The following is a 15,317-nucleotide window of genomic DNA, read 5'->3' as shown; positions in this document are numbered from 1 at the left end:
TATCCCGGTAAATTTAGGATACAATCTTTCTTGGGCATTTTAATCTTCCTTTTGACCGTCAAATCAATGGGTTAGTCTAGACTAACTTGATTAAAATGCCCCCTTTTTTGGGGTAGAGCCAACACTTTTTTATAAAAACCCCTCTACATTATGAACTTCTCTGGTTACACCTAACGAGTTAATTCGGTTAGCCGCATTTCTCAATAGATCGCCAGAAAGATGTGCATAACGCAAAACCATCTCAAAACTTGACCAACCACCAAGTTGTTGCAACTCCTGCAAACTCGTCCCATTTTGCACATGCCAACTTGCCCATGTATGCCTTAGGTCATGCCACCGGAAATTTTCAATACCAGCTCGTTTAAGAGCTTTTAACCAGGCATGATTGGTGCACTTCCCTATTTTTTTGCCTTGGTAGGAAAAAACAAACTTGGGATGAGTACCATACCTGGACTGTAGAACTTCAATAGCATTGTCATTGAGCGGAACAGAAATAGCTTTTTTTGTCTTTGCCTGATCAGGGTGCACCCAAGCATGTCGTCTAATCATGTCAACATCTTTCCATTCCAGCCCAGTAACATTTGATGCTCTCAAACCAGTTGCTAAAGTAAAAGCTGCCATATCCTTAAGATGTGGTGGCAATTCTTTTAGCAATCGATTTGCTTCATCAATTGTAAGCCATCGAATTCTACTATTTTCTATTTGACGCATGCGAATAACGGGAATTTTTTCAATCCATCCCCATTCTTTATACGCCTTTGTTAATAATGCCCTTACAATTTCCATTACACGATTAACGGTAGTGAGAGTAACACCCTCTAATTCCTTTTTAAGTGCAATTTCCTCTAACAGTTCATGACTAATCTCATGAAGCTGATAATTACTTAAATAAGGGTCAAGCCATCGTAAATGAAATTTATCTGTTTCAAGGCTGCGCTTATTTCCATTTTCGCGTAGCCAACGACAAACGGCATCACGCCAACCATAAATTGGCTTATTTTCCAATTTAGTGACAGACCATAACTCCGCTTTGATCCTATCGTGATACTCTTGTGCACTTACTTTATCGGCAGTCCCAGTGCTTCTTTGTATTCTTTTTCCTTGATGGGTGAAACTAACCCACCAAGTTGAGTTTCTTTTGTAAAGCGCCATTTATTATTACTCCTATGGACAGCGCCTTGCGATGTAACACTGGTAGCATACTTAGATCGTATGTACACCACAAGATCTTCCTCTAAAAACACCCAACCCCTACCAATCTTTACACCAGGAATATCACCTGATACGGCCATACGACGAACTGTTTCCTTATGCGCACCTAAAAATAGAGCCGCTTCAATAATATTTAGGGTGTTGTTACTATTTATATTTTTATATAGAAGGTTATTTTGATTCATATTAATATCCATATCACACAAATGCTCGTTTCGTGCAGTTATTACATCATATCGAGCACCTCCAATCAATATAAATAAATGTAATGATTTTTAGTAAATTGGATTAATTTTTTAATTAGCTATACCTTTGACCCTTTTGTTTATACAATAACCGAAAGTTGATTCATGGAGAAAAAAATGGATTTATTGAACCAAATTGAAAATGCTGTTGGCAGCGAATTTATAAATACAAATGAACATATGGAATTGTTGTATACAGTTCAGGAAATGACTAGTTCAGAGCAACAACCCCATTCAAATAAAATAGTGGAAATTTTATAGTTAATGTCAAAGCTAATAGTTTGCGGATCTGGAATAAAATCAGTCTCTCACTTTACTGAAGAAACTAAATATATAATTAAAAATTCTGATAAAGTTTTATATTTAGTCAATGAGCAGAATCTCAAGTCTTGGATTCAGCGCGAATCTAAAGAATCTGAGAATTTAGAGGAGCTCTATTTTAGTAGTGATAAACGAATCGATGCTTATAGTAAAATTACAAACTACATTATTAGCGAATATAATAAAGGCAAAATACTTTGTGTTCTATTTTATGGTCACCCAACCATATTCGCTGAATCAGCTTTAAATGCAGTAAAAAAAATAAAAGCAGCTAATGGAAATGCTACCATACTCCCAGGAATTTCAACTTTAGATTGTCTATTTAGTGATTTAGAAATAGATCCTGGTAATAAAGGATGTTTTACTATTGATGCTACCGAACTATTACTATATGAAAGAGATGTCGACATAAATGCTCATGTCATTTTATGGCAGATAGCAAACCTTGGAATGCATAATATTAATCAAACTAGTAAGATGCAGGTTTTATCTGAATACATAACTAAGTTCTACCCCCATGATCATATCGCTTATCTATATGAAGCAGCACAAGTTCCTATGCAACAACCTAGAATTGAGAAAATTAAATTAAAGGATTTAGTTGATTCAAAAATTAATTCGACTACAACTTTGTATATAACGCCAGCAAATCAAAAACAATTAAGTGAAAAGTATCTTAAACTTCTAAAAATCAATCTCCAAGATTATAAATTATCTTGAAAGTCGGACACACCCACGAAATAGTTTCGCATCACTTGAGAAGATCGTCGCATTATCACAATAAGAAAATAAAAAACGTGAATCCTCATCTAATAATTCATTTGGATTTTTAATCAAATTTTGACTATCAGATTTATAATGATAAAAAGTAAATTGAGTTTCTTTACTTACTTTATACAAAGTGCTACCAAATGCATCACCCTTCTCTTCTGTAAACTCCTCTTGATATGCTAGTAATACATTCTTTAAAGTTTCAAGCTCTGTTAACGTGCTATTACTTTGATTAGTTTTAAAGGTATTAATTTTTGCAAATGGGCATTGCAATGGATAATAAACACTGTCATTTTTCTCATCCAAAGAAGCAGGAACCATAACCGTAGGTGTATATTCAAGACCATAACACGTATTGTAAATTCTTTGAACATCACTAACAGGAAAATACTGCTCATCAATAGCAGGTTTTACTCCAATACCTGATCCCATGCAGATATTAAAAATGTATTTTGCTGTATCCATGATAAAAGGAGTGGGCCTAAAACGATTTACTTTCCTTGCACTTAAAAATAGATCATTACACGAGGAGTCATAAGTATTTTTAGTTAGCTTTTTCCGTAATGCTTCAGAAAAATGAAGCTTTAACTTTAACCACTTATCATTCCTCTTTACTTCCTCAATAAACTGTTCAGAAAAATAAAGAATCTGGCTATGCCAGTTTGTAGATGTATATCCATCCTGTAGGACTTCTTTAAAGATACGATAGTGTTCATAAGGTGTTTTTGGTGGAGGATGAGAAACATTAAAATATTTTTGTACTCGAGCATGTTTTCTTTGGCATCCTATATTAGGTAACAGAAAAGAAGACAGAGCCCCCGATGAAACCGATAAAACATTGTTATCAACTGTCTGATCTTCATCAAATACAATTTGCATATTAAAAATAGCACCTGGGCCTTGTACACAATCAGGAAAAATCCTATCTTCCTCCCCAAAATAGTGCCATTCACAATATTTATCCAGAATAATACCTAAAGGTAAGCTGTTCTTTCCATAACCTAAATGTTGAAACAACTCATTATCTGTGTTGGGACTATCTATTCTTTCCAGTTTTCCCGACTTACCAGGAAGATATGCAAGATTTTTAATACCAAAATGCTCACCAAAACGATAATGAGCCAGAAAAAAAGGGATTTGAGTATTTGATAAAAGCTCGTCTAAAACTTGGTATATAGAAGGATTTACTGCATTAATTCTATTTTTGATTTCATTCCATGAAACTTTTTCAATTCGGTTCATACCTTAAACACCTGTAAAATACAGTATTACAAAATATCCTTATTTTAAAATTTAGATAATTGTAAAAAAGACTTAATACTAGCCAATTTTAATGGTAGAGTCACCTTTTTCAATGGATGTGAAAGTAAAAAATGCATAATTCAATACAAAGAATGCCAAATGGAGTTACATCGCTTTACTTTATTCAGGCTTGTTCAACATTTTCGTTTGCAATACTTTATTCTTCCCTCTCACTTTACATAAGCAAACAACTTGGGTTATCTCCAACAGTCTCTAACAGCGTTGTGGGCTTATTTTTAGCCTTTAACTATGTTTTACATTTGTTTGGTGGATTGATGGGAGGTCGCTATATCAGCAATCGCAATTTATTTTTTATTACAACCCTAATTCAAACGGCAGGGCTTGTAGTGTTGGCAATATCTCAAGTCTCATTACTCTATGTAGGATTAGGCTTGTTTCTGATAGGTTGCGGTCTCAATACAACATGCTATAACACCATTTTATCTCAACGCTTTCAGCCAGATGATAGTCGTAGGGATAAAGCGTTCTTTTTAAGTTATGCTGCAATGAATGTAGGATTTTTTGCCGGATATATCAGTAGTGGATTTTATGATTACTCAAATGATTACCAACAGCTTTTCTATATTGGTGTATTTGCTAATATTTTAACGTTACTATTCATGATTTTTAGCTGGCACAATCTTGCTGACAATGAATTATCTTCGACTTCTAAAAACAGTAGAAATAAGTTCGCGAGTAATATGATTAGCTTTATAGGGATTATTACATTAATCCCAGTGTTAGTTTTGTGTTTTCATTCTTCTTTCCTGAGTAATAGCCTTGTTATTACTACCAGTATTGTTATGTTATTGGTCATTCTAGTTTTAGGTTATCAACAAAAAAATCAAGCAGACAAACAAAAAATTCTGGTCTATTTAATCTTAACTGTGACATCAATTATATTTTGGATGATCTATTATACTGGCCCGATGGGCATCACTCTTTTTATTAAGAATAATGTCGATAAACATATTTTTAATTTTGAAGTTGCTACCCAATGGATTTTAAATCTTAACGCTATTGTGATTATTTTAGGCGCACCAGTTGTAGCGATTGTTATCAATAAACTCAAAGATAAGGGTTACAATTTTTCTACCTCAATGCAATTTGCAAGCGCTTTTGTAATTCTAAGTTTTTCATTTTTTTCTTTGGCTTGTGCGGTAGTATTTTCTAACAACCAAGGTTTCAGCAGCATATCCTGGATCATACTTCATCTAGTCGCTCAAGCCATTGCAGAATTATTAATAGGACCTGTAGGATATGCAATGATTGGCCGAATAGCACCTCTTAAGTTACAAGGTATTTTAATGGGTACCTGGATGATGGTTTCAGGAGTTTCTGCATCATTATCACAATACTTTTCTAATGCAATGGTACAAACACAAGCAACAGATCCTCTAATCACCAACCCAGATTACCTTCATGTATTTTGTCAATTGGGACTATGGGCATTAGTAGGTGGTATTTTCTTATACCTTATTGCAGGAAAGATAAAAAATCTTATTGATGAAAAATCTACAGAAGCTATAAATGATTCAACTGTTCAAGTTTAAGTTTTGCTATTATTTAGTATTTGCTTATCATTGACTATTTTTGGCTCATTTATGCATTTTTCCTTTGACAATCTCGGGGTAAATATTCTAATTTTTTTAATATTCATAACCGCTTACTCTTATCCATAGAAGCAATAATCAATTTTGTTTATATATGGAGCGGACATGGAGTGTTTATCAATTAACTTGCCACAAAAAGAAGCAAGATATATCTTAAAAAATGAATCGCAAAAAAATTTAATTAAAATGCTCTTGCATCATGCCTCTATGGATTTAAAATATTTTGCAGAACTTCTGGGGGTTGAATCCTCAGTTCTTGTCCAAGTTGTTAAAGGGAACGATTTTCTAGATGGAGAGAATTTCAAACGGTTGGTTGATTGGTTTTTCTTTTTTATAAATGGATAGTTAGGAAAAAATATCCCCATTAATTGGTACTTTTAAGAGATAGCATTTTAATTTATGTTGAGGCATAGTAAGAGCTTATCTACCCGAAAATAAGTACTCAATGCATTACATCTTAGTTATAAAAACCCGGTTAAATTTATTACTAATAGCATTAAATTTCGATTTTTATTGGAAGATTTTTGCTCATTAATATACAATCGAAAAATTTTTAATCAACACTGATAAATAAAAACATCTTATCTAAAGAAACGATTAATTAAGAGATCGGAATTGGACAGTGCCCTTCTAATCGTTGCTTGAACGTTATCAGATTCTTATTGATAAAAGGAATAATTGTGTAGAAATGGATTTTCCATAACCATTGGAAAATGAAGCTGTGTCAATTTTAGATTTTATTAAAAAACAAATTTTACGTTATAGAGACCTCTTAGCCAACTTATCACGCAGAAATAAAGAAATTTATTACCGTGAAAGTCGTGGGCATTGTATTAACTTATCAAAAGCTCCTAAGGTAGAAGATGCTTATAACGCTATTATTTCAGAAAAATTTATACCCCTGCGCTCAACATCAACAATATTCCAAGAGTTGATGAATAATTCTTATTTTAATCTCACTCAACATCTTCTATTAGAAGAAACTAAAAATACAGATTTAATTAAGAGACTTGATAAAATAAGGCTTGCTGATGATAAGTTTCAACGTGAATATGGTATTTCTGGAGCTTGGCTTTTAGGGCCATTTCTTTGTTGGAGGGATAATGTAAATTTCAAACAAGATGAATTACTAATCTCACCAATTTTTAAAATAGCAGTAGATGTGGTTAAGGATAAAGGAAAAAAATGGAGCTTGAAACTAGAAGATACTACTGTTCATTTGAATCCATCATTACGTCTTGCACTTCGGCAAAAATTAGGCATAAAACTTCCAGAACATTTCGAATCTGACCAAGTATCCGACGCTTTACAAGAGTTTAAGAACTATTTAGAAAAATCTGGTAAATCAGTTATTCATGATGAATCCTTTACTGATTCCCTCCCCAAAATTCCTCCTCGTTTTAAAATTGTAAAAAATGAGGAAGGAGAAATTGTTGATAGAATTCCAGTTAACCTAGCGGAGGCTCTCACGAAAAAAGAGTATGAGCTATATAGTAAAGTCAATGAAAATCAGTTTTATCTAATTGATATTGTCCTAATAGACCATCTTAATGCAAGTCGCACAGTACTTCTTCGAGATTATGATTCTATTTTTGAAAACTCTGAAATGCACCCCATTTTATCAGAGTTATTTCTCGGAAAACCTATTCCTACTAATAAAGGTGAAATATACGAGCGAATAAAAGGTCTTGATGATTATAAAGAACGAGATAATTTTTTTGTTGTAAATATTGACTCATCTCAACATAGAGCTATTGATCAAACGACAAAGAGCAAGGTAGTCGTGATACAGGGACCACCGGGTACTGGGAAAAGTCAAACAATTACAAATCTTATTGCAGAAACTTTATCAAAAGGTAAAAAAGTACTATTTGTATCAGAAAAAAGAGCAGCACTTGATGTTGTATATGCTCGATTAAAACAAGCTAACCTTGTATCACAATCAGTTCTTATTCACAGTAGTGATTTGAATAAACAAAGCTTATATAACTCATTTTTAGAATTAGCAGAAGCAAGCCATGATCCCCAAGCTGAAAAACAGTGGGAATTGTTAACAAATGAACTAGATAACCTAAAGTTAGAAATCAATACTTATTACCGAATACTAGAAACAGTCCACAATCCAAGTGGCTTATATATTTCTGATTTACTTACCCTACATTCCGAGCAAAAGAATATTAAGATGAATATTCAATTCGCTAATTTATTTGCAAAATATTCATTTGATGACTTAAAGCACATATGTGGAAAATTAAGGGAACTGCAAGTGCATGTAGCAAAAGTGAAAGATCTTCCTACTCATCCTTGGCTTCATAGGAAGGATAATACTATTTTAACTAATAGCTTTATGCAAGTAATGTTAGATATGGTCGAAAAAATTAAACTTACTGAACAATCAATATCCTCAATTAAAATACAAATCAAAGATATCGGAGTGAATAATATTGAAGCTATCCCCGCTTCCAATATATTAAAGGAGCTAACTCAATTATCTCTACCTTCTGAATGGTTAGAGTTTGCTGCTTTGTTTTACTCTGATTTATCTGGCTTAATGATATATCAAAAGGAAATCCAGGAAATAATACAAGTAATTGAAAGTGAGAAGTCTCATTTTGACTTAATAAACAAAAATGCTAATGACGAAATAATTAGGCAACTTGAAATGTACTACTCTATTTCGCGTAGTATATTTCATTGGTTAACCCCAAATTTTTGGAAAATGAGGAATTATAGGCGTCAATTTCTAGCAAATTGGGATGGAACAAATAAGTCTTTTAAATCATATCGGCTGGTAAAAGAAGCCATAAAATCATTCAAATCCATCACTCAAAATAAGTTACTTCCATTAGAGATTAATGAGTCAGATCCAGAAAAAATTGTTCAAGCCTTCAATACAATTAATCCAATACTTAAGGCCATATCTAGTATTGGAGATATTATGAGGAAATTAGGACTATTCTCTAATCCTGAATTAACTAGTTATAACAGTCAGTCGGCGACAAAAATTAAACAAATATTTCCTGATTTATATAAAGCAAAAATCAATTTAGAAGAACAAATTGAGAAACTAGATAAGCTAAAAAATGAACTAAATCAGTATTTCGAAAAACCTATAGTCTCAGATACTGATAATGAAAAATATAACTATGATTTTCTTGTTGAAAAAATGAGCGATTTGGAAATCTTAGATAAGATTGATTTATGTTTAAACAACATTAAATCATCTTTTAATTGTGATTTATCAAAAGAACTAATGATTAAGAATCTCATTCCTATTGATGACTCCTGGGACCAATACCTTATTTCTTTAGTGATTAAATGGTGGATAGACGAAGTTATTACACAATATCCTGAACTACGAAATTTCGATCGAAATAATTTTCTTACTAAAATTGAATCTTTTAAAAAAATCGAATCAGAGCACCGAATTTCTGCACGTGAATTTGTAAATAATGCTTTTTCAAAAAGATGGGGTAATGGTGTTGGAGAGTTCGAAGGATTAAGTTTACTTAAGAAAGAAGCTAACAAACAACGTAAGGTACTTTCGCCTCGTGAAATTATGGAGCGAGGGGCACTTTCTACTATGTTAAAACTTAAACCTTGTTGGTTGATGAGTCCATTAAGCATTAGTCAAATACTTCCAATGGAAATGGGACTATTTGATATTATTATATTTGACGAAGCATCTCAGGTAAGGGTTGAAGATGCTATTCCATCGATCTATAGAGCAAATTCTATGGTTGTTGTAGGTGATCCAAAACAAATGCCCCCTACAAATTTCTTTTCAGCAGTTGAATTTATTGACGATGATGACGATGAAAATGAATCAGATTTATCACAAAGTATATTAGATCTAGCCTCTCAAATTTATCCTTCTGAAGTATTAGAATGGCACTATAGAAGCCGCTCTGAATCTCTAATTGCATTTTCAAATAGAGCATTTTATGGAGGCAGATTAATTGCTGCCCCTAATCCATATTATTTAACTGAAGGAGAAGTTATTAAATTTCATCAAATAAATAATGCTTATTTTAACCAAAAAGAAGGAAATAATGTTGAGGCTGAAGCTTTAGTCGACAGATTAGCTCAGTTATTCCAAATTAATCCTGAAAAATCTCTGGGTGTTATTGCGATGGGACAATCGCAAATGATAGCTATTGAAGATGCCATCGAACGTAGAATACATTCTGATGTAAGTTTTAAAAATAATATAAAAAAAGCAAGAATACTCAGTAATGGCGAATCTGATATACCTCTTTTTGTGAAAAACTTGGAAAATGTTCAAGGAGATGAAAGAGACCTTGTATTAATTTCTGTCGGATATGCTCCCTCCTCACAGGGTAGGAAACTACATATGAACTTTGGTCCACTTTCGAAGCAAGGTGGTGGACGACGTCTTAATGTTGCAATCACTCGTGCGAAACAGAGCCTAGAAGTATTCTGCTCATTTGATCCAAATTTAATTCCAACAGAAGAAAAAGATTTTACTAAAAATCCTGATTTAGTTTTATTTGGAAGATATCTTAAATATGCAAAAGCAATCAATGATAAAAGTTATCCTGAAGCAAAGGCTATATTAGATTCCTTTGGTATTGGTGGTGCTATTACTACTCGAAAATCAAGCTCATTCAGCAAAAATGTTAAACGTCGATTAGAAGAGCTAGGCTATAAGGTATCTGCTGAGATTGGATCAAGTGGCTTTTATATCGATTTAGGAATTCATCATCCTGTCATTCAAACTAATTTTATTTTAGGTATAGAGTGTGATGGGGCATTATTTCATTCTACACCCTATGCTCGCGACCGTGATAAGATTAGACAAGAGTTGTTGGAATCGCGTGGATGGAAAATAGAGCGTATTTGGTCACAAGATTGGTCTAGGGACTGGAAGGCTGAAATTGTAAGAATAGACAATATATTGAAAGGAATTCTAAATACACATAATGATCAAATGCTTTCTTATGAAACAACTGAAGAAATATAATTTAAGTAACAAATATCTAAGACAGGAATATGCTATTGAACTTACAAAGGTTTAATTTTTGGAATTTTGAATAATTCAAAGTGCCAAAGTACATATTAATACATAATTGCAAAGCCATCTTATTAGTGGGAAGATAAATTTAACATAAACAAATTTAATGATGAATTATTTCTATCTGTATCAAGGTGATATTTTAAACCTGCTTTTCAAAAAGTCTATTAATATAAGTTAATTCTCTTTGAATGTATCACTTAGTAATCTTATTCCGGGCTTTTTAAAGGCCACTTGGAGTACTAATTCAAGTATGTGAATATTTGGATCATTTATATAAGATAATCCAATATAAGTTTTTTTATCCTCCTTCATACCAATATAGAATTTTCCATCATAGCTCCAAGTATGGACTTGGTGCCACAAACAGCTGATGGATTCATTCTTACCCCAAAGTTTATACCTGATAAATGAGATACCTTCATCCCTGATTACAGCAGCGCCTAGCTTTATCTCTTTACCTAATTCTAATGTTGCAAGAATATCCGAACATAAACGAATTCCGACTGCATTCCATAGTTTGTCAATAAAAGTAGAATAGATTTCTTTACGTCTTAGATCTACAACTGTTTCTGAATCATTATCACCAAAAGCTATTGTGTACCTGGTGCCCGTAGGTATGCCATTTATAGAGTGCCTGACTCCTCCCCAACGAACTCGCGTGATTGCCTCCAGTGGATAACTATTATCTTTCCACTTAACTCCATTAGGAGAAATACTTAATAACTCCTTAAATATCACACCGATTTCAGCTTGATAGGTTATTTCATTAGCAAATTCGGTTTGACGAATATCAGAATTTTTTTGTTCTTCTATAATCTCTTGGAGTTTATCAACATCCTGTTCTACACGTGCCAGGATTTCTGGGTCATAAAATAGCTCATTAATAAGACTTGTAATTCTTTTTGTTTGATTACTCATCTCGTGCTCATTAAACAAATCGATTGCAAGATTTCTGATTGAGTAAGCTAACGTATTACTTAATTCATGCTCAAGCCCACGAGATATTGCACTTAGTTGAATAGGTTTCGCAACTTGAGCCCAATTTCTTACCACAGTCTCTAGTTTATCGATAATTGGCTCAACAACTTTTTCGCCAGCAGATGCAGATTCGTCTGCTATTTTAATAAGTTCTTGGATATTGTCTGCTTCTTTTTGGAGAAACTCTAGACATTCTATTTCATAACTATCTACCAACTCATCAATCAAGACTGGAGCATGTTTCTCACCATTTTGTGTTATGTTAGTTACTACTAATGCAACTACTTTGATTAGAGTTGAAGATGGGAGTCGGTTTAAGGCATCTTTAATGACACTTCTAAAATATTGATTTCGTTCTGCTAGATCTGCTTCAATATGCTGCTGTGCATGAACCTCGGGAAAGCCAGCTACCAAACGATCCTCATTTATGTCACGAATGATGTCATCAATTTTTATACTATCAATAAGATATACTATTTCCTGTATGAACTCTGAAATATCTTCTGCTTTATCTTTAGCGTCAATGGCATTAAAAGCAGCAGCCATAAGATTGGCATGAGCCAAAACTGGTAAACCTGTCTCCTTTCGAATTGACATTGGGTCAAAAATTAATTGATTGGTTAGTTGTTCTGCCTTTCTTGGAGAAACACCAGGCAACCAGGCCAATTCAATGCTTAATCGAGTTCTTGGGTTTGTTAAGTCGGAACGTGCCTTTTGACATACTTCATGATTAAGTTCTAACGATTTTTCTTCAGCTAATTCCACAATTCGTTTTCTACTATCGCGAGTGTTCACACCAAGCAAGAAAAAAGGATTTTCTTGGATTTCTGAATTCTCTAAATTTCTTAGTCTATTAGAGCTCATAATTTTAGGTTGGATGTTACTCGAGCAATTCATTTAATATTACTCCTACAATTTATTTCAAATAGGTTCACAGTATTCGCCAATCTTTCTAAATCCCCTGCTACAACTCCAGCTATGACCGAGATAATCTAGTTCAGCATTTTGGGGTATAACGACCTTAATACACCCATTTCCGTTTTGCTTATATCCCTTGCTGCAACTCCAACTATGACCGAGATAATCTAGTTCAGCATTTTGGGGTATAACGACCTTGATACACCCATTTCCGCTTTGCTTATATCCCTTGCTGCAATCCCAACTATGGCCGAGATAATCTAGTTCAGCGTTTCGGGGTATAACGACCTTGATACACCCATTTCCGTTTTGCTTATATCCCCTACTACAATTCCAACTATGGCCGAGATAATCTAGTTCAGCATTTCTGGGTATATCAACCTTGATACACCCATTTCCGTTTTGCTTATATCCCTTGCTGCAATTCCAACTATGGCCGAGATAATCTAGTTCAGCATTTTGGGGTATAACGACCTTGATACACTCATTTCCGTTTTGCTTATATCCTCTACTGCAAACCCAACCATGACCAAGATAATCTAGCTCCGCATGTTGAGGTATTTCAGATTTAAGTGAATGATGAGCATCCACATTCTTTCTTTTTTCAGTACTAGTTATAAAATTTTTTTGTATTTTAAGTTGTTTTTCTTTTTTCAGTTTTGCTAAGCTCAAGTGCTTAAGTAAGGTTTTATTAGTTAACTTATCAGTATTAATTCTCATATCGCCCTGAAATTTTAAAATTGCTCGTTTAGTTTTAACTCCCAGAAAACCATCTGGATAGCCTGAATCATAACCAAGTTGATTTAGTTTTTTCTGAATTTCTTGTAAAGTTTTATCTGGAAGAGCATGATTATCAGAGGAATTAACACTAATAGTGCTTCTTGAAAAAAGAGCAGCCCCTTCGGACTCAAGTACAGCACGATAATTTTTAATATAAGATTTTGCACTTTCAAAGTTACTTGGCCTATATCGAAAATTTCCACAGCGACGATTATAGTTCCCAACCATCTTATTAAAGCGATTTACATCAGATGCAATATAACCATTAACTATTTTTCTAGCTGTTTCAATGCGAATCTTTTCAGCCAAGCACCAACGAATCTGAGCAATTTCAAGTATATTTTTTATTCCTATTTTTGGTTTTTCTTCAGAGGGTCGATTAGAAATTGGTGGCCTCTCAGAAATCTGTTGTGACGAAGTTTGTGGTGATATTAAAGGTCTAGTTAAAGCAGGGTTAGTATTTTGTGATTTGGCATTTGTTATCGCCTCTCCTGCCGATGACAGCCAACACCAATAAAAAAACGTTACAGCAAGACATCCAATTATTATTCTCTTAACCCCAAGCATCCAAGAAGTGGTCGAGGCTTTCTGAATTGGCTCCGAACTTGGTTCAGTATCCTTTATTAAATTAGTTTCTGGATGGTTTTCTGCTGAAATAGTATCATGTGATAATTTCTTGGCTTGTGCTTCTTTGACGATCGTGCCAATATCAGATACCATCGAGGATAATCCAGCAAAACCGAAATCTAGTTGCTCTTTTTTAGATTCTTCTGTAGTCAATATATTTCCTCTACTCGTGCAGGCGATGAATGCAGTGCGGATAGCAAATTTTCTTGACTAAGTCTGTCTTTTCCTGACCGTGCTGTTAAACGGGCCCCTTCTCGAACTACAAAAACAACATCCGACAAAGGCCTGTCCGCAAGCTCTTTTGAAATAGGTATTAGATCTATATCTTCTTCTTTTGGAAGTGGTGCTAAAAGTTTTTCTAATAGGGCTAAAACCTCTATCTCATTAGCGTAGTCTACCTTGATGATATGATCGAACCGACCTCGTCGGAGTATTGCTGGATCAATCATATCCACACGGTTAGTCATTGCGACAATCAAAACATCATTCGTTGTAGCCTCTGGTATACGTCTCAGAAATTCTGCAACCTCTTCTACATGATGGTGACCCGATCCTAGTTCTCGGTTTGATAAGAAAGCTTCCATCTCATCAATAACCAATACTGAAGGTGCATATTTGAGAGCCATATCAAAAATCTCTGCTACCTTTTTGCTAGTCTCATGAATATATGGGCTGGCTATACTGGATGCGTTAATATGAAAACTTGGCCATCCAAGATAATCAATTAACTGCTCTACCGCAAACGTCTTCCCACATCCAGGTGGTCCATGCAATATGACTGCCGATGGAAATCCAATTCCAAGCTGCTTATAACGTTCTCGGTTTTGAATGATATGAATGATATGTTCGTTAATAAATCTCTCTAAATCTGGACGACCTGGCAATTCGAATTGTTGTGCTTTCTCATTTTGTATGGATGCTTCAATCCCTTTTAAAAGAACAAGATCATTATTGTCCAAGTGGAGTCCAGCAGTTTCAACAATATCTTTAAGATCAGCGGCACTGAAGGCACTTAGGGTACATAATTGCCTAAAAGATCTCACGGAAATGTTAACGCCACCAGTTAGCCAATAACCAAGAATAAAATCATCGTCAGTATTTGGGCCAGTACTATAGGTAGGTAATAGTCGGTTTAAAGTTTCAATATATAGAGCATCTTGAAGTGATAACCCACTAGTGATTTCTCTAGTCGCTTTAAATGCTTGTGCAAATATAAGTGCCACATTCTTCGTATTTGGAGGCCTAATCTTTGATACAGGACACAAATTCTGACTTGCACTACAGGAAATCGACCAGAAGCGTTGATTCCCAAAATAAAAAGCAGTTAATGAATCATGATCAATAAGTCCAGAACTAATCCACTGTTGTGTAAGTTTGTCATGAGCAATCAATGCTCTACCACCACTCAGGACTTCAATAATCTGCCAATCTATACCTTCAAAAATAGCAATTCTGGCTATTGCTCCATCAGGAAGCTTGTAGCCAATGGGTAGCCAAGCATTTATTGCCATA

Annotated in this window: 11 protein-coding genes; 5 read left to right on the top strand and 6 right to left on the bottom strand. The window is 34.1% G+C overall.

Features of this window, described 5'->3' with window-relative positions:
- Positions 1 to 129 precede the first annotated feature (129 nt).
- Positions 130 to 1,152, bottom strand: a complete 1,023-nt coding sequence (locus ELY20_RS06310; protein WP_110144221.1) for a tyrosine-type recombinase/integrase — start codon at positions 1,150 to 1,152, stop codon at positions 130 to 132.
- Positions 1,059 to 1,397, bottom strand: a complete 339-nt coding sequence (locus ELY20_RS06305) for a helix-turn-helix domain-containing protein (protein ID WP_110144225.1) — start codon at positions 1,395 to 1,397, stop codon at positions 1,059 to 1,061. Before ELY20_RS06305 ends, ELY20_RS06310 begins: the two co-directional genes overlap by 94 nt.
- Positions 1,398 to 1,574: 177 nt before the next feature.
- Between ELY20_RS06305 and ELY20_RS16755 the strand changes: the two genes are divergently transcribed.
- Both ELY20_RS16755 and ELY20_RS06300 read left to right on the top strand, forming a co-directional pair.
- Entirely contained in the window at positions 1,575 to 1,718 is a 144-nt protein-coding gene (locus ELY20_RS16755) for a hypothetical protein (RefSeq protein ID WP_158618866.1), read from the top strand.
- A gap of 3 nt (positions 1,719 to 1,721) precedes the next feature.
- Positions 1,722 to 2,498, top strand: a complete 777-nt coding sequence (locus tag ELY20_RS06300; RefSeq protein WP_110144220.1) for an SAM-dependent methyltransferase — start codon at positions 1,722 to 1,724, stop codon at positions 2,496 to 2,498.
- Here the strand turns inward: ELY20_RS06300 and ELY20_RS06295 are convergent.
- Positions 2,490 to 3,791 carry a hypothetical protein gene (locus tag ELY20_RS06295; protein WP_110144219.1) on the bottom strand — a complete coding sequence of 434 codons (1,302 nt, stop codon included), beginning with the start codon at positions 3,789 to 3,791 and terminating at the stop codon, positions 2,490 to 2,492. The two genes, ELY20_RS06300 and ELY20_RS06295, sit on opposite strands and share 9 nt — an antisense overlap.
- Positions 3,792 to 3,922: 131 nt before the next feature.
- On the opposite strand from ELY20_RS06295, the gene ELY20_RS06290 reads away from it, so the two are divergent.
- The 3 genes from ELY20_RS06290 (at position 3,923) to ELY20_RS06280 (ending at position 10,448) form a co-directional block, all read left to right on the top strand.
- On the top strand, positions 3,923 to 5,404 hold the full coding sequence (locus tag ELY20_RS06290; RefSeq protein WP_110144218.1) for a peptide MFS transporter: 1,482 nt from the start codon (positions 3,923 to 3,925) through the stop codon (positions 5,402 to 5,404).
- A 165-nt stretch (positions 5,405 to 5,569) separates the two neighbouring features.
- Entirely contained in the window at positions 5,570 to 5,809 is a 240-nt protein-coding gene (locus ELY20_RS06285; RefSeq protein WP_110144217.1) for a hypothetical protein, read from the top strand.
- A 361-nt stretch (positions 5,810 to 6,170) separates the two neighbouring features.
- Positions 6,171 to 10,448 carry an AAA domain-containing protein gene (locus ELY20_RS06280; RefSeq protein WP_110144216.1) on the top strand — a complete coding sequence of 1,426 codons (4,278 nt, stop codon included), beginning with the start codon at positions 6,171 to 6,173 and terminating at the stop codon, positions 10,446 to 10,448.
- A gap of 228 nt (positions 10,449 to 10,676) precedes the next feature.
- Here the strand turns inward: ELY20_RS06280 and ELY20_RS06275 are convergent, their stop codons facing one another.
- Genes ELY20_RS06275 through ELY20_RS06265 form a run of 3 tightly spaced genes read right to left on the bottom strand, consistent with a single transcriptional unit; the run spans position 10,677 to position 15,316 of the window.
- Positions 10,677 to 12,377, bottom strand: coding sequence for a hypothetical protein (locus ELY20_RS06275; RefSeq protein ID WP_199742187.1), 1,701 nt, complete (start codon positions 12,375 to 12,377; stop codon positions 10,677 to 10,679).
- Between the two features lie 24 nt (positions 12,378 to 12,401).
- Positions 12,402 to 13,958 (bottom strand): peptidoglycan-binding domain-containing protein, encoded by a 1,557-nt coding sequence (locus ELY20_RS16885; protein ID WP_199742186.1) that lies wholly within the window; start codon positions 13,956 to 13,958, stop codon positions 12,402 to 12,404.
- Positions 13,955 to 15,316: an ATP-binding protein gene (locus ELY20_RS06265; protein WP_110144215.1), complete on the bottom strand. Its 1,362-nt coding sequence runs from the start codon at positions 15,314 to 15,316 to the stop codon at positions 13,955 to 13,957. The genes ELY20_RS16885 and ELY20_RS06265 overlap by 4 nt, the downstream gene beginning before the upstream one ends.
- Position 15,317: the final 1 nt, after the last annotated feature.

Source organism: Legionella qingyii, from assembly GCF_003990155.1.
GTDB classification, from domain to species: Bacteria; Pseudomonadota; Gammaproteobacteria; order Legionellales; family Legionellaceae; genus Legionella; species Legionella qingyii.
This window is presented reverse-complemented; position numbering and strand designations above follow the sequence as displayed.